Below are 15,415 nucleotides of genomic sequence, written 5' to 3' on the forward strand. Positions count from 1 at the left end.
GATGGCTGACGAGACCGGACTGTTCCTGTACGGCATCGTGCCGTCCGACGTGGAGCCGACCCCGGACGCCGCCGGGGTCGGCGAACCGCCGGGCGAGGTGGACGTCGTCCGCCACCGCGACCTGGCGGTGCTGGTCAGTGAGGTGGGGCTGGAGGAGCCCATCGGGCGGCCGGCCGACCTGACGGCGTACCAGACGCTGCTGGACGGGACGGCGGAGGTCGCGCCGGTGCTGCCGGTGCGCTTCGGCACGGTGGTGACCGGGCCGGACGCCGTGACCGACCTGCTGGAGGCGCACCACGAGCAGTTCGCCGCCGCCCTCGACGAGTTCGAGGACCGCACCCAGTACACGGTGCACGGCCGCTTCGACGAGCAGCAGCTGATCAGCGAGCTGCTGGCGGAGAACCCGGACGCGGCGGCGCTGGCCGAGCAGGTCCGGGGCCGCCCGGAGATCGAGAGCCGGGAGCAGCGCATCCGTCTCGGCGAGATGATCGCCCAGGCGGTGGAGCTGCGCCGGGAGGCGGAGAACCGGGCGCTGATCGACGCGGTCGGCGAGCTGGCGGTGCGACACGCGCCCCGCCAGCCCAGCGACGAGCTGGACGCGGTCAACGTGGCCTTCCTGGTCGGGGTGGACGACGAGGAGGAGTTCGTCCGGGTGCTGGAGGACTTCGCCGAGCAGCGTCGGGACCTGATCCGGACGAGGCTGCTCGGCCCGCTGGCCCCGTACGACTTCGTCAGCGCCCATCAGCTGGTGGAGTGACCCGTGGACATCCTCTGGGGACTGCTGACCCTGCCGTACGCCCCGGTGCGCGGCCTCACCGCGGTGGTGAAGGTGATCGCCCGGGAGGCGGAGGCCAAGCAGTACGACCCGGCCAACATCCGGCGCGAGCTGGAGGAACTGGACGAGGCGGCGCGCTCCGGTGACCTCACCGCAGCCGAACGGGATCGGGCCCAGCAGCAGGTGCTGGACCGGCTGACCGGGACCAGCGGCGGTGTCGCCGCGCCGGCGGACCGCCCCACGCGGCGGCCCGCCGGCACCCGGCGCCGGCCGGCCGCCCGACGCGACGACCACGACCGACGGCGAGGGAGGTGAGCGGATTGGCGCCAGGACGGATCCGCGGCGACGGCGAGCGCGAGCGACGACCGGACCCCGAGGCCCGGTACGACGACGAGGACTACGAGCCGATCTCGACGGCGGAGGCGGCCCGGGAGGGACTGCGGCAGATCGTCGGGCTGACCGGCAAGGACCCGCTCGGGATCACCTCGATCCAGGCCACCGACGACGGGTGGCTGGTCGGCGTGGAGGTGGTGGAGGACCACCGCATCCCCGCCTCCACCGACCTGCTCGGCCTCTACGAGGTGGAGCTGGACATGGAAGGGCAGCTGCTGGGCTACCGGCGGACCCGCCGCTACCAGCGTGGCAAGGGCGACGGGGGTTGACATGACCAGTCCGCGGCAACCGTCGGTGGTGCAGAACACCGGCCAGGTGATGGGCGCCGGTCACGAGCCGGCGAACCTCGGCGACATCCTCGAACGGGTTCTCGACCGGGGCATCGTGATCGCCGGTGACATCCGGGTCAGCCTGCTCGACATCGAGCTGCTGACGTTGAAGCTGCGGCTGGTCATCGCCTCGGTCGACACCGCCCGGCAGATCGGGATCGACTGGTGGGAGCACGACCCGTGGCTCAGCTCGAAGGCCCGGCCGCCGGTCGAACCCGGCCCGCGCGACCCCGAGCAGGTGGAGGCCGAGCGCCGGCCCAGGGTCGCCCGCCGGGTGGCACGGGAGGAGTGGAATGAGTACGACGGCTGAGCCGGCGGTCACCGTCGGCGCCTGGCTGCACGGCGTGGTCTCCGACGCCGACGACGCCGTACTGGCCACGGTCACCGGCATGGACGGCGGTACGGTCCGCGCGGTCCGCGCCGCCGGCCTGGCCGCCGTGGTCAGCGCCGTCCCGCTGGACGGGTACGGCGAGGAGGCGCTGCGCCGGAACCTGGCGGACCTGGCCTGGTTGGAGCGGGCGGCCCGGTCGCACCACGCGGTGGTGGAGGCGTTGAGCCGGACGGGTCCGGTGGTGCCGGCCCGGCTGGCCACCGTGCACCACGACGACACCCGGGTCGCCGCGATGCTCGCCGAGCGCCGCGCCGACCTGGCCGGCGCGCTGGACCGACTCGCCGGTCGCGGCGAGTGGGGCGTCAAGGGGTACGTGGTGCCGGGCGCCGTGCCCCGCACCGAAGAGCCCACGGGCGGGGGTGGGGCCGGTGCGGCGTACCTGCGGCGGCGTCGCGCCCAGCTCACCGCCCGGGACGAGGGGCAGCGGATCGCCGCCGAGGCGGCTGCCGCCGTGCACGTCGCCCTCGCCAGGTACGCCGTCGAGGCACGCCGGCACACCCCGCAGGACCGGCGGCTGTCGGGCGCGTCGACCGCGATGGTGCTCAACGGCGCGTACCTGGTGGACGCCGGGACCGTGGACGGCTTCGCCGCACTGGTACGCGAGCTGGCCGACCGCCACCCGGAGGTCCGGCTGGAGCTGACCGGCCCGTGGCCGCCGTACTCGTTCGTCACCGAGCGGCCGGAGGAGGAGGCCGTGCACACCGTTCGGGAGGCGGCATGGTGACCACCCAACTCGCGCCGAGCACGGCCGACGACCCGCTGGCCTACCGTCCGGTGGCCCTGGTGGACCTGCTCGACCGGGTGCTCGGCACCGGCGTGGTGATCACCGGCGACATCACCCTGGCCATCGCCGACATCGACCTGGTCCGGATCTCACTGCGCGCGCTGGTCGCCTCGGTCGGCGCCCTCGTCCCGCCGGAGGTCGCGTCGTGACCGGGCGGGACGAGGCGGCCGAGCTGGCCGCCGCACTCGGTGAGCCGACCTGGCGGGTGCCCCGGGTCAAGCCCTTGGATCGACGCCTCGCCGTCGACCGGGACTCGGTCGAGCGAGGGTTGGCCAGCCTCGTGCTCACCGTGATCGAGCTGCTGCGCCAGCTGATGGAACGGCAGGCGCTGCGCCGGGTGGACCTCGGCGACCTCACCGAGGAACAGGTGGAGCGGGTCGGCGCCACGTTGATGGCGCTGGAGCAGCAGATGACCGAACTGCGCGAGTACTTCGGCCTCGCCCCCGAGGACCTCAACCTCGACCTGGGCCCGTTGGGCCCCCTCCTTCCCACCGACTGACCCGCCCGCTCTTGCGGGGCGGTCAGTGGGGGTGGTGCTTGTCGGCGTAGGCGGCGAGCCAGGTGACCTGGGCGGGGTCCAGGGAGGGACGGACGCGACGACGGGCGGCCTCGACATGGGCGGCGGTGACCGTGGCGGCGGTCAGCGACTCCCGCATCGCGGCCAGCGCCGCCTCCCGGATCAGCGCCGCGCAGTCCGCCGCCGAGAAACCGTCCAGTTCCCCGCCGAGCGCGGCCAGGTCCACGTCCTCGGCGAGCGGCACGTTCCGCGACGACGCGCGCAGGATCTCCGCCCGGGCGGGTCCGTCCGGCGGCGGCACGTAGACCAGCCGTTCCAGCCGGCCGGGACGCAGCAGCGCCGGGTCGATCAGGTCCGGCCGGTTCGTCGCGCCCACCACCACCACGTTGCGCAGCGCCTCCACCCCGTCCAGCTCGGTCAGCAGCGCGGCGACCACCCGGTCGGTCGTACCCCCGTCGGTGGCCTGGCCGCGGACCGGGGCCAGCGCGTCCACCTCGTCGAGGAAGACCAGCGTGGGCGCGGCCTCGCGGGCGCGCCGGAACAGCTCCCGGACGGCGCGTTCGCTCTCGCCCACCCACTTGGAGAGCAGCTCCGCGCCCTTGACCGAGAGCACGTTCGCCCGGCCGGACCCGGCCAGCGCGGTCACCAGGTACGTCTTGCCACAGCCGGGCGGGCCGTAGAGCAGCACTCCCCGCGGCGGCTGCACGCCCAGCCGGGCGAAGGTGTCCGGGTAGGTCAGCGGCCACAGCACCGATTCGGTGAGGGTCTGCTTCACCTCGACCAGGTCGCCGACGTCGTCCAGGGTGACCGAGGCCAGCTCCAGGGTGGACGCCGCCATCGTGGTCGGCCGGACCACCTCCAGCGCGGCGGTGAAGTCGGCCATCGCCACCGTCGGCGTCCGCGCCGACTTCTGCCGCAGCGCCGCGCGCACCCCGGCCTCACGGACCAGGGCGGCCAGGTCCGCCGCGACGAACCCGGGGGTACGGCCGGCCACCTCGTCCAGGCGTACGTCGTCGGCCAGCGGCACCTGCCGGGTCAGCACGGTCAACTGCTCGCGGCGCAGGGCCGGGTCGGGCAGCGGGACGGTGATCCGCAGGGAGAGCAGGTCCGGGGCGCGCAGCGCCGGGTCGACCGCCTCGGGGCGGGAGGTGGTGCAGACCACCGCCGCCCCGGACCGGACGGTCTCGGCGAGCACCTGCCGGAACACGGTGGCCAGCGGGCCGGCGTCGTCGGCCGGGGCGAGCGCCTCCACGTCGGCGACCAGTAGCACGGCCGGTCCACCGGCGCGTACCTCGGCGGCGGACTCGCGCAGCCGGCGGGCTGCCGCGTCGTTGGTCAGCGCCGCCAGCTCCGGGGCCCAGAGCCGGCGGACCCGGGCGCCGACGGTCGCGGCGACCGCCCGGACCAGTGCCGACTTGCCCGATCCGGCCGGCCCGCTCACCAGCACGCCCAGCGAGACGGTGGTGCCCAGCCGGCCCAGCACCTCGCGGTGGTGGAAGCCGAGGTCGAGCAGTTCGGTCAGCTCCTCGGCCTGGGCCCGGAGCCCGGGCAGCTCGTCGACGTGCGGCGCGTCCTGCGCGGCCAGTTCGTCCTGTTCCGCGTCGACCCCGGCCGCCCCGGCTCCGGTGCGGGTCGCCGCCGCCTGGCCCGCGCCACCGCCCGCGCCGATGCCGCTTGCTGCGCCCGCCTCGCCGCCCGGGCCCGTGCCGCCGCCTGCGCCCGTGCCCGTTCTGCCGTCCGAGCCCGGCGCGCCGCCGAACCCCGTCCTACCCCGGGGCGTGCTTCCGGTGCCCGCGCCGGCTGTGGAACCGGCCGGGCCGGCGCCGTGGGTGACGTGGCCGTGCTCCCAGCCGACCACGGTGTCCATGGTGACCAGCGCGCCGTCGGCCGGTTCGGCCGCGACCACGGTGAGCAGGGTGCTCGTCCAGGCGTACCCGACGGTGTTGGCCAGGCTGCGTCGGGCGGCGTCGACCAGGGCGCGGACCGAGGCGTCGGGAAGCACGTCCTGTGGCAGCAGCGAGACGTCGTCGCCCGGGGTGACCATCTTGCCGAGCAGGGCGAGCCGGAGCATCTCCGGCGACACCGCCGCGACGATCGGCACCGGGCCGGCCAGGAGCACCCGGCGGGCCGGGGTGACCGGGGCGGGGGAGACCGTCACCTGCCCGCCGTCACGCAGGCCCAGGTTGCCGAGGACGAGATCGTCGGCGTGCAGCAGCGTGGCGCCGGCACCCGCCTCGGCGGGCGCGACGATCCCGGCGGTCACCCGCCGGCCGCCGAGCCGGACCGGGTCGCCGGGGCGCAGCGCGAGCGCGGTCAGCACCTCCGGGTGCAGCCGTACGATGCCGCGCCGCGCGTCCAGCGCGGCCGGTCGCAGGCTCGCGGTGAGGGTCAGCTCCGGTTCGGCCATCGCCCGACAGTAGCGGCCTGCGGCACCCACCCGCCGGGCCGTCACCGGTCGTCTCAGCTGTTCCTCTCCCGGGTCGCCCGGTCCAGCGCCCGGTCGAGGACGACCAGCAGGGCGTCGCGTACCGAGGGCCGGTCCCGGGCGTCGAACCGGACCAGCGGTACGTGGTCGCCGATGGCCAGCGCCCAGCGGATCGCGTCGAGGTCGTGCGCGATCCGGCCGTCGAAGGCGTTCACCCCGACCACGAACGGCAGTCCGGCCCGCTCGAAGTAGTCGATCGCCGGGTAGCAGTCGTCGAGCCGGGAGCTGTCCACCACCAGCGCGCCGAGCGCGCCCCGGGCCAGGTCGTCCCACATGAACCCGAACCGGGCCTGCCCGGGTGTGCCGAAGAGGTACAGCTTCAGGCTGCGGTCGATGGTGACGCAGCCGAAGTCCATCGCCACCGTGGTGGTGGTCTTCGTGCTCCGGGTGCCCGGATCGTCCACCCCGATGCCGGCGCTGGTCATCTCGGCCTCGGTGGTCAGCGGGACGATCTCGGAGATCGAGCCCACCGTGGTGGTCTTGCCGACGCCGAAGCCCCCGGCGATCAGGATCTTCACCGGGATCGGCGCCGAGCCGGGCCCGCTCCGGCCCACCGGCGCCGGTACGGCCTCCGGCGGCGTCGGCGGCCGGTACGGCGGCGGTGGCGGGGTCGCGGCCGGTGGCGGTGCGGCGGGACCGCCGTCCGGGGCGGCGTAGCGGGCGGCGGCGCTGTTGGCGGCGAGCCCACCCGGCGGGGCGACCGGCCAGTCAGGAGATCGCACGGAGTCCATCAATCACTCGCAGGATGATGTCGGGGTCAAGGGCGTCCCCGACGTCCCCGACGTGCACGTCGAGGTGGCCGGCGGCCCGCAGGTCGCCGACCAGGACGCGGGTCACGCCGAACTGCAACCGGGTCCGGGCGGAGATCTCCGCGACCGAGATCGGCTCGGCGCAGAGCGCGATGATCGCCTGCAACTCCGGGGCGAGCCGGGCGACCGGGTCGGCAGCCCCGCCGCGTGCGGTGACCTGGGTCTCCAGGCTGATCGCCGGATCCGCGCCGGCGACCCGCCCGGCGGTGAGCACGAACGGACGCGGCCCGCCCGGGCGGGTGGCCTCCGGTTCGGCGGTCGCCGACGCGTCCTCGCCGGACGGTGCCGGCGACCGCAGGTAGGGCCGGATCCGGACCAGCGGTTCCGGGTCCGGATCCTGGCCGTCGGCCAGCCGGGTCATTGCTGAACGGCGTTCTTCAGCTCGGCGATCAGTCTCGGGGTGAGCGCGCCGCCGGCCCGCCCGGCGAAGAGCGTCATCTCGTACGCGACGGTGCCGAGGTTGGCCGACCGGTCGGCGACCACGCCGAGCACCGAGCCGCTGCTGATCGCGCTGATCAGCAGGTAGCCGTCGGCCATGTCGACGATCACCCGGTTCAGTCCGCCGAGGGCGTACCAGCTCGCCGCGCCGCCGGCGAGGCTGGTCATGCCGGAGACCACGGCGGCGAGGCGTTCGGCGTTGGACCGGTCCTTGATCGCCGACATGGCCATCAGCAGCCCGTCCGACGAGACGGCGATCGCCTCCATCACCCCGGCGGTGCTGGAGGTGAACGAGTCCAGCAGCCAGTTGAAGGTGCGGGCCTCCGGGCTGAGCTCGGCGCCGGTCGTGCGGTCGACGTTGTCGTGCAGGTAGGGGCTGGTCACCGTGATGTTCCCTCTTGGTCGTTGCGGTGGTCGGTACTGACTTCACGCAGAGCACGGGCGACGCCCGCCTCGAACTCCGTGATGCGGTCGCGGACCTCGGTCGGGTCCTGCGGGTTGCTGACGACCGGGGCCGCCCGGGGCGGGGTGACGGCCAGGTTCGCCCCGGGCACCCGCCGGCTCAGCCGGGGCCGGCCCGCCGTCGCGCCGAGGCCGTCGGCCCGGCCCGGCCCGCTCTGTTCGGCCCGGCGTACCCCGGACTCGAACTGCTCGACCAACGCCCGCGCGGCCTCCGGGTCGGCGAAGGTGGCGTTCACCGGGCCGACCGCCGCACCGGCCGGCGGCAGGCTCGCCCCCGGCACCCGCTGCCGGATCGTCGGCGCCCCGGCGGGTGTTCCGGTGGCGACCGGCGGCCAGGCCGGCGGCGCGGTCGGTGCCGGGACCGGTGGGGCCGCCGGCGGTACGGAGGCGGTCGGTCGGCCGGCGGCCTGCGGGTCCGTTCCGGTCGTCGCCGGCGCACCGGTCCGTTGCCGGCGGGGCAGTCCGCCCGGGGTGGTCGCCGGCTCCCCGACTTCCTGCCCGGGCCGGCTGATCTCCAGGAAGGCGGTGGCCCCGGCGGGGGACGCCTCGGCGCCCGTCCCGAAGGCGTCCCAGGACCGGGCGGACTCGATGCTCCGGGTGGCCCGGCTGAGCAGGGCGGAGTCGAAGCCGGGCGCGTCGGCGGGCACCGGACCGGGTGACGCGGTCAGCGCGCGACCCGACCGGACCACGTCGATCGTGCCAGCCGTCTGCCGTTCCCGGGACGGCACGGCGGCCTGCGCCACGGTGACGCCCGCCCGGTCGGCCCGGCGGACGACCAGCAATGGGTTCGGCACCTCAAGCCGGGCGGTCACGCCGCCCCCGGCGGTCGGGGCGAGCCGCACCGACCACCCGTGCCGGCGGGCCAGCCGACCCACCACGAAGAGCCCGAGCACCTCGGTCGGGGCCAGGTCCAGCCGTTCCCGGCGGGTCAGCCGGGCGTTCTCCTCGGCCAGCCGCTCGGCGGTCATGCCGATGCCGTGGTCCACGACGGAGAGCAGGGCGCCTGTGACGGTCAGTTCGCCGGCCACCACCACCCGGGTGTGCGGGGGCGAGAAGACGGTGGCGTTCTCCATCAGCTCGGCCAGCGCCAGCACCAGGTCGCCGACGGTGGCGGGCGCGGCCGACACCCCGGGCGGCACCTGCACGTCCACCCGGGTGTAGTCCTCGATCTCGCCGAGCGCCAGCCGCACCACGTCGGCCAGCGGCACCGGGGCGACGTGGCCGTCGCTGCCGGCGGAGCCGGAGAGCACCACCAGGCTGCCCGCGTTGCGGCGCAGGCGGCTGGAGATGTGGTCCAGCCGGTACAGGTGCTCCAGCCGGGCCGGGTCGGTCTCCTGCCGTTCCAGCCGGTCGATCAGCGCGATCTGGCGGCCGACCAGGTTCTGGGTACGCCGCCCGACGTGGCCGAACATCTGCGCCACGTTCCGCCGGCCGGCCACCTGCCGCTCGACCAGCCGGGCGGCGGTGCTCTGCACCCGTTCGAAGGCCCGGGCCAGATCGCCGATCTCGTCGCGGGCGTGGATGTCGACCGGGTCGAGGCGTACCGGTGGGGCGGATTCGGACTCGTCGTCGGCGACGCGCACCAGCTCCGCCTCGGCGACCCGGGCGACCCGGTCGGCGGAGTGGGTCAGCCGGGTCAGCGGCCTGGCCACCGTACGGGCCACGGCCACGCTGAGCAGCACGACGGTGAGCAGGACCAGGGCGGCCGCGCTGCCGACCAGCCAGGCGGTGGTGAGCGCCCGCCGCTGGTCGGCCGTGGTCTCCGCGATGACGTCGGCGGCGATCTTCTTCTCCATCAGCTGCCCGAAGGTGATCATCGAGCGGACCGAGGGGAAGAGCGCGTCCAGCGGGATGTCCCTGATCGCCGCGACCGGGTCCTTGACGCTGTCGACGAGGAAGGTCGGCGAGGTCCGGGCGGCCACCGCGGCGTCGTCCAGCATGGCGAGCTTGTACTGCTCGGCGGTGATCAGGCTGCGGAAGCGCAGGTTGTCCACCTGGAGCGCGGCCATGCAGGCGATGTACGAGGCGGAGATCCGCGGGTCCGAGGTGGCCTTGACCAGCACGATCAGGGTGGCGCACGCGCCCAGCCCCTCGTCGGCCCGCAGCAGCCCGTCCAGGGCGAGCACCTGGCGGCCGGCAGGGGTGTTGGTGTCGACCCGGAACGCCAGCCGCAGCGACTCGATCAGGGCCATGTCGATCGGGCCGAAGACCTCCATCACCTGCGTCGGGGTGGCCGTCCGGGCGAGCACCTGGGAACGCAGGTCGGCGAGCTTGCGGACGCCGTCCAGGGCGGCGACGGTCTCGGCGGAGAGCTGGTCGTCGAGGTCGGCGCGGATGTCGGCGACCCGGTCGTCCACCGCCGCCGACTTCTGGATCAGCTCGGTGCGCTGCACCCGGCCGAGCAGCAGCCCGACCGACAGGATGCGCTCCTGTTGGAGGTCCTGCACGAGGCTGCCGACCCGGTTGGCCAGGCGTACGGTGTCGGCGATCTCGCCGGCCCGCTGCGCGGCGGCGACCCGGTCGAGCACCACCGGCACGGCCAGCCCGACCATGCTCAGCAGCGGGATGATCACCAGCAGGGCCAGTTTGCCCCGGATCCGGAGCCTAGCGAGCATCGAAGGGCCCCCAGCGGTCGGTGCTGCCGTCCGGGCCCGTGCCGGTGGGCTGGAGCAGCCGCTGCTCCTCGGGGCTGATCGGGGCACCCGGGGCGCCGGTCGCGGGCGGGACACCCCGGTCGCCCGGCGGTTGCCAGCCGGAACCCGGCTCGGTCTGCTCCCCGGCGTCCGGGTCCCCGTCGGTGGCACGGTGGGCCGCGGCGGCGTGTCGCCGCGCCCGGCGGAACGCGGCGAGCAGTACCCCGATCAGGATCACCACGAGCAGGACGGCCGCGGCGACGGCGCCCACGGCCAGCCGGCGGTCCCGGTCGTAGCCGTCGATCCGGTCGGCGAGCTGCTCGTCGAGCTGGTCGAGGATGACCGGCTGGAGCAGCCGCGCCGCGGACTGCGCGTTGGCCCGGGCGGCGGCCACCTGGGCCGGGTCGGCCAGGCCGGTCTTCGACCGGGCGTCCGGCGCGGAGTAGGCGGCGAGCGCCTCGACGGCCCGCTGGTAGGTGTCCAGCGGGGTGAGCACGTTGGGGCCGAGGTCGGTGCGCTCCGAGTTGTCCACCGCCGCCCGCAGGTCGGTGACCAGGTCGGCGGCGGAGCCGAGCGCGGTGACCCGTACCTCGGCCAGCTCGCCCTGGGTGCGGTCGCGCTCGCCGGCGGGACGGCGGGTGGCGAGCGCGGAGAGGTCGGCGAGGCGGCCGGCGGCGACCACCGCGGTCGGCAGGTCGCGCCCGATGCCGTCCTGGAGGAAGAACGAGTCCGGCTCGGGTTCGCGGACCAGTCCGGAGCTCTCCCGCACCTTCCGGTACAGCGCCAGCAGCAGGTCGGTGACCTCCCCGTACGCGACGTACGCGGCCTCCGGATCGGTGAGCGACTTCTCGGGTAGCGCCTCCAGCTTGGCGCGCAACCCGGCCCAGCGTTCCCGGCTGCGCAGTTCGTCGCCGATGCGCACGTCCACCTTGGTCACGTTCTCGACCGCCTGTTCCAGTGCGTCGCGTGAGGCGGGCCGGCCGGCCACGGCGGCGGACTGGGCGTCCACCAGCGCCTCGGTCACCGGGGCGAGGGCGCGCAGGTACTCGACGCCGAGCCGCTCGCGGACGGCGAGGTCGCGGTCGTCGCCGGTGAGCCGGTGGGTCTGGACGAAGAGGAACGCCAACGGGGCCAGCAGCACCACGACGAGCAGCAGCGGCAGGATGCGGCCCGAGGCGGAGGGGCGTCGACGGACCCGCTGCGCGGGGACGGTCATGGGTCGGTCTCCTCCGGCGACGGCGGGGGATCTGTCCCGGTGCCGGGGGTCGCCGAAGGAGTCCCGTGCACCGGACCGGAAACTAACCGACGGGGCTGCGCGAGAGACGGTTGCGAATCGGTCAGTTCTGAGTCCCTACGAGCGATGTCACCTGACGTTGGTCCGGTCGACACGCAAAGTGCAGCTCGTGGTGCCGACCTGGCGGAATCCGAGATGATTTCGGATGAAGATCGGAATTCACGTCATGCGAAGTCGTCCCGCCGGTGTCGCTCTGGACGGGACGCGGTCGACCGGATCCTGCCTCCGATCGGACGATCCGGACCGACGTACGGAGGATCCCAGCCAACGCTCAGGAACCGGGCCGTACCTTTGCCGCATGAGATCACCGCTGTCGGCTCTGCGGCGCAGCCGAATCCTGGCCAGCCGCCGCCGGATCGTGGCCGCGTCGGTGGTCGTCGTGCTGCTGGCCGCCGCCGTCCTCTGGGCGGCCCGACCCGACCGGCCCGGCTTCCGTACGGAGTCCGCCCTGGTCACCGTCCGTTCCGGACCGACCGGCGAGGAGCCGGTCGAGCTGGACACCACGCTCTGGCTGCCCGAGGACGCGTCGGCCGACCGTCGGGTACCGGCGGTGCTGCTGGCCCACGGCTTCGGCGGCACGAAGGACTCCGTCCGCGCCGACGCGGAGGACCTGGTCGGGCGCGGCTACGCCGTGCTGACCTGGACGGCGCGCGGCTTCGGCCGCAGCGGCGGCGAGATCCACCTGGACCACCCCGACTACGAGGTCCGCGACGCCCAGCGGCTGCTGGACCGGCTCGCCGCCCGGCCGGAGATCCGTACCGACGCCGCCGGCGATCCCCGGGTCGGCGTGGTCGGCGGCTCGTACGGCGGCGGCCTGGCCCTGCTGCTGGCCGCCCAGGACCAGCGGGTCGACGCGATCGTCCCGATGATCACCTGGAACGACCTGTCCCGCGCCTTCCTTCCGGAGAGCACCGGCCGGCCGGCCACCGAGGGAGTGTTCAAGAAGGGCTGGGCCGGCATCTTCTTCGGTGGCGGCGGGAACGCCGGCTCCGGCCCGGCCGGGATCTCCGGCAACGCGGCCGCCGCGCCCGAGGGGGCGCCCGCCTCGGCCGGCCCGCCCAGCCCGATGCCGGGCGCGGGGCCGGGCACCGGACCTTCCCGGGCGCCCGCCGGGGCGGCCGACCCGTCCTGCGGCCGGTTCGCCGCCGACGTGTGCGCCGCGTACCTGAGGATCGCCACCACCGGACGGGCCGACCAGGCCGCGGTGGACCTGCTGCGCCGTTCCTCCCCGGCCGGCGTGCTCGACCGGATCAAGGCGCCCACCCTGCTGGTGCAGGGCGAGGCGGACACCCTCTTCCCGCTGGCCGAGGCGGACGCCAACGCGCGGGGCATCGCCGCCGCCGGCACCCCGGTGCGGGTCGCCTGGTTCACCGGCGGACACGACGGTGGCGAGGGGCCGAAGAGCGACTCCGACCGGGTGAAGTTCCTGACCGCACAGTGGCTCGACCACTACGTGGCCGGTGACGGCGCGGCTCCGGGCGACGACTTCACCTTCTCCCGCATCGCCGGGTTCGACGCGCTCGACCGGGGACTGGTGGCCACCGGCTACCGGATCACCGACTACCCGGGGCTGACCGGGCAGGCCCGGCGCGAGGTGGCGGTGCGCGGGCCGGCCCAGCCGGTCGCCAACCCGCCGGACGGCAACCCGGCGGCGATCTCCTCGGTGCCGTTCGCCGGGGCGCTCGGCTCGCTGCTCGACGGGGTGGCCGGGGACATCCCGGGCCAGCACGCCCGTTTCGAGTCCGCGCCGCTGACCGAGGCGGTGGACGTCGTCGGCTCGCCCACCTTCTCCATCCGGGCGGCGTCACCGACCGGTGAGGCGGTGCTCTTCGTCAAGCTCTACGACGTCGACCCGAGCGGCGCGACCACCCTCCCCTCCGGGCTGGTCGCCCCGGTCCGGCTGACCGGGCTGCCGGCCACGGTCGACGCGGCGCAGCCGGTCCAGGTCACTCTGCCGGCGATCGTCCGCCGGATCGAGGCGGGGCACCGGCTGCGGGTCGTCGTCGCCACCTCCGACCAGGCGTACACCACGCCGGTGGAGCCGACCGTGCACACGGTCGCCGCAGGCGACGCCCCGCTGACCCTGCCGACGGTCGACGCCGCCCCGATCCCCACCACCGCCACCGTGTGGCGCTGGGTGCTGGTCGGGCTGCTCGTGGCCATCGTGGTCGGGCTCGCCGTGGTCGTCGCCGTCGCCCGCCGCCGGCACCGCCGCCAGGACAGCTCCGTGCATCCGCAGTACGCGGGCGTCCCGCTCGCCGTGCGCGACCTGCGTAAGGAGTACGCCGACGGCTTCGTCGCCGTCTCCCGGGTGGACTTCGAGGTGCATCCCGGCCAGGTGGTCGGCCTGCTCGGGCCGAACGGCGCCGGCAAGACCACCACCCTGCGGGTGCTGATGGGGCTGACCCGGCCCACCGCCGGCGAGATCTACGTGTTCGGGCACCGGCTGGTGCCCGGCTCGCCGGTGCTGTCGCGGATCGGCGCGCTGGTCGAGGGGCCCGGTTTCCTGCCCCACCTGTCCGGCCTGGAGAACCTGAAGGCGTACTGGCGGGCCACCGGGCGACCCTGGGCGGACGCGCACTTCGACGAGGCGCTGGAGATCGCCGGCCTGGGCGCCTCGGTGCACCGGCGGACGAAGAACTACAGCCACGGCATGCGGCAGCGGCTGGCCATCGCGCAGGCCATGCTCGGCCTGCCGGAGCTGCTGGTGCTCGACGAGCCGACGGACGGGCTGGACCCGCCGCAGATCGCCGAGATGCGTCGGGTGCTCCAGCGGTACGCCACCGACGGCCGGGCGGTGCTGGTCTCCAGCCACCTGCTCGCCGAGGTGGAGCAGACCTGCACCCACGCGGTGGTGGTCAACAAAGGCCGGATCGTGGCCTCCGGCCCGGTCGGGGAGATCGTCGGGGAGTCGCCGAGCGTGCTGTTCGAGGTGACCGACCCGGTCGCCGCCCGCGCGGTGCTGGACCGGCTGGACGGGGTCCGGGTGCTCGCCGCCGGTGACGGCGGGGACGTGCCGCCGGACGGCGGTGGCGGTGGCCTGGTGGTGGACACCAACGGCACCGCCCGCAGCGAGGTGGTGGCCGAGCTGGTGCGGGCCGGGATCGGGGTGGACCGGGTGGTGCCTCGGCGTCGCCTGGAGGACGCGTTCCTCGCCCTGGTGGGCGAGAACTCTCGGGGAAGCGGGGACCGGTGATGGCACAGTCGTCTGCGGTGGGGGAGGTCGGGCCGGGCGGCGCGGCGGCCGGGTACCGGCCTTCGGCCACCATGCCGTTCGCCGCGGAGTTCCGCCGGCAGGCGTCGCGGCGGCGTACCCAGTTGGCGCTCGGGTTCATGGTGCTGCTGCCGCTGATCATCCTGGTCGCGTTCCAGTTCGACTCGGGCGACGACGACCGCGACGGTCGGGGCGAGTTCTCCAGCCTGGCCGACCTGGCCACCTCGGGCGGGCTGAACTTCACCCTCTTCTCGATCCTGGTCTCGGCGTCCTTCCTGCTGGTCGTGGTGGTGGCGTTGTTCTGCGGGGACACCGTGGCCAGCGAGGCGAGCTGGGGCAGCCTGCGCTACCTGCTGGCGGTGCCGGTGCCCCGGGCCCGGCTGCTCACGGTGAAGCTGCTGGTCGCGCTCGCGTACTCGGCGCTGGCCCTGCTGCTGCTCGCCGGCACCGCCCTGCTCGCCGGCACCCTCCGGTACGGCTGGGAGCCGCTGCGCAGCCAGGTCGCCGCCGAGCTGGCCCCGACCGACGGGGTGCTGCGGCTGCTGGCGGTGCTCGGCTACCTGGCGGTCGTCCTGCTGGTGGTGGCCGGGCTGGCGTTCCTGCTGTCGGTGACCACGGATGCCGCGCTCGGCGCGGTCGGCGGCGCGGTGCTGCTCTGGATCCTCTCCAGCATCCTGGACCAGATCACCGCGCTCGGCGCGCTGCGCGCCTTCCTGCCGACGCACTACAGCACCGCCTGGCTCGGGCTGCTCTCCACCCCGATGCAGACCGACGACGTGGTCCGGGGCGCGATCTCGGCGATCAGCTACGCGACGATCTTCTGGGGGCTGGCGTTCTGGCGCTTCACCCGCAAGGACGTCACCTCGTAGCCGGGCTCGCCGGTCTCCGCTC

14 protein-coding genes and 2 pseudogenes are annotated in these 15,415 nt (G+C 74.9%); 9 read left to right on the forward strand and 7 right to left on the reverse strand.

Annotated features, from left to right (window positions below; genetic code table 11):
* Position 1: 1 nt before the first annotated feature.
* The 7 genes from GA0070560_RS19705 to GA0070560_RS19735 are packed head-to-tail and all read left to right on the forward strand — an operon-like array spanning position 2 to position 3,171.
* A complete protein-coding gene (locus GA0070560_RS19705) occupies positions 2 to 757 on the forward strand; it encodes a GvpL/GvpF family gas vesicle protein (RefSeq protein WP_091299853.1) in 756 nt (251 codons plus the stop codon).
* A gap of 3 nt (positions 758 to 760) precedes the next feature.
* A complete protein-coding gene (locus GA0070560_RS19710; RefSeq protein ID WP_091299857.1) occupies positions 761 to 1,090 on the forward strand; it encodes a gas vesicle protein GvpG in 330 nt (109 codons plus the stop codon).
* A 5-nt stretch (positions 1,091 to 1,095) separates the two neighbouring features.
* Positions 1,096 to 1,437, forward strand: a complete 342-nt coding sequence (locus tag GA0070560_RS19715) for a gas vesicle protein GvpO (RefSeq protein WP_211565924.1) — start codon at positions 1,096 to 1,098, stop codon at positions 1,435 to 1,437.
* Position 1,438: 1 nt separating this feature from the next.
* On the forward strand, positions 1,439 to 1,807 hold the full coding sequence (gene gvpJ / locus GA0070560_RS19720) for a gas vesicle protein GvpJ (RefSeq protein WP_091299860.1): 369 nt from the start codon (positions 1,439 to 1,441) through the stop codon (positions 1,805 to 1,807).
* Positions 1,791 to 2,612, forward strand: coding sequence for a GvpL/GvpF family gas vesicle protein (locus GA0070560_RS19725; RefSeq protein ID WP_091299864.1), 822 nt, complete (start codon positions 1,791 to 1,793; stop codon positions 2,610 to 2,612). The genes gvpJ and GA0070560_RS19725 overlap by 17 nt, the downstream gene beginning before the upstream one ends.
* Entirely contained in the window at positions 2,606 to 2,821 is a 216-nt protein-coding gene (locus GA0070560_RS19730; protein ID WP_091299867.1) for a gas vesicle protein, read from the forward strand. The genes GA0070560_RS19725 and GA0070560_RS19730 overlap by 7 nt, the downstream gene beginning before the upstream one ends.
* Positions 2,818 to 3,171: a gas vesicle protein K gene (locus tag GA0070560_RS19735; protein WP_211565926.1), complete on the forward strand. Its 354-nt coding sequence runs from the start codon at positions 2,818 to 2,820 to the stop codon at positions 3,169 to 3,171. Before GA0070560_RS19730 ends, GA0070560_RS19735 begins: the two co-directional genes overlap by 4 nt.
* A 22-nt stretch (positions 3,172 to 3,193) precedes the next feature.
* Here GA0070560_RS19735 and GA0070560_RS19740 read toward each other — a convergent pair.
* The 7 genes and pseudogenes from GA0070560_RS19740 to GA0070560_RS19765 form a co-directional block, all read right to left on the reverse strand.
* Positions 3,194 to 4,828, reverse strand: a pseudogene (locus GA0070560_RS19740) (AAA family ATPase); the annotation flags it as partial.
* A gap of 132 nt (positions 4,829 to 4,960) precedes the next feature.
* Positions 4,961 to 5,596: pseudogene (locus GA0070560_RS30100) on the reverse strand (AAA family ATPase); the annotation flags it as partial.
* 53 nt (positions 5,597 to 5,649) lie between these two features.
* Positions 5,650 to 6,405: a GTP-binding protein gene (locus tag GA0070560_RS19745; RefSeq protein WP_170839491.1), complete on the reverse strand. Its 756-nt coding sequence runs from the start codon at positions 6,403 to 6,405 to the stop codon at positions 5,650 to 5,652.
* Positions 6,383 to 6,844, reverse strand: a complete 462-nt coding sequence (locus tag GA0070560_RS19750) for a DUF742 domain-containing protein (RefSeq protein WP_091299873.1) — start codon at positions 6,842 to 6,844, stop codon at positions 6,383 to 6,385. Before GA0070560_RS19750 ends, GA0070560_RS19745 begins: the two co-directional genes overlap by 23 nt.
* Positions 6,841 to 7,305: a roadblock/LC7 domain-containing protein gene (locus GA0070560_RS19755; RefSeq protein WP_091299877.1), complete on the reverse strand. Its 465-nt coding sequence runs from the start codon at positions 7,303 to 7,305 to the stop codon at positions 6,841 to 6,843. Before GA0070560_RS19755 ends, GA0070560_RS19750 begins: the two co-directional genes overlap by 4 nt.
* Positions 7,302 to 9,998 (reverse strand): nitrate- and nitrite sensing domain-containing protein, encoded by a 2,697-nt coding sequence (locus GA0070560_RS19760; protein WP_091299880.1) that lies wholly within the window; start codon positions 9,996 to 9,998, stop codon positions 7,302 to 7,304. Before GA0070560_RS19760 ends, GA0070560_RS19755 begins: the two co-directional genes overlap by 4 nt.
* Positions 9,988 to 11,232, reverse strand: coding sequence for a hypothetical protein (locus GA0070560_RS19765; protein ID WP_091299884.1), 1,245 nt, complete (start codon positions 11,230 to 11,232; stop codon positions 9,988 to 9,990). The genes GA0070560_RS19760 and GA0070560_RS19765 overlap by 11 nt, the downstream gene beginning before the upstream one ends.
* Positions 11,233 to 11,608: 376 nt before the next feature.
* Here GA0070560_RS19765 and GA0070560_RS19770 point away from each other — a divergent pair, with 376 nt between their 5' ends.
* Together GA0070560_RS19770 and GA0070560_RS19775 are read left to right on the forward strand one after the other, a co-directional pair.
* Positions 11,609 to 14,506 (forward strand): alpha/beta fold hydrolase, encoded by a 2,898-nt coding sequence (locus GA0070560_RS19770; protein ID WP_091299887.1) that lies wholly within the window; start codon positions 11,609 to 11,611, stop codon positions 14,504 to 14,506.
* Positions 14,506 to 15,393 (forward strand): ABC transporter permease, encoded by an 888-nt coding sequence (locus GA0070560_RS19775; protein WP_091299890.1) that lies wholly within the window; start codon positions 14,506 to 14,508, stop codon positions 15,391 to 15,393. The genes GA0070560_RS19770 and GA0070560_RS19775 overlap by 1 nt, the downstream gene beginning before the upstream one ends.
* Positions 15,394 to 15,415 lie beyond the last annotated feature (22 nt).

The organism is Micromonospora halophytica, assembly GCF_900090245.1.
Classification (GTDB): Bacteria; Actinomycetota; Actinomycetes; order Mycobacteriales; family Micromonosporaceae; genus Micromonospora; species Micromonospora halophytica.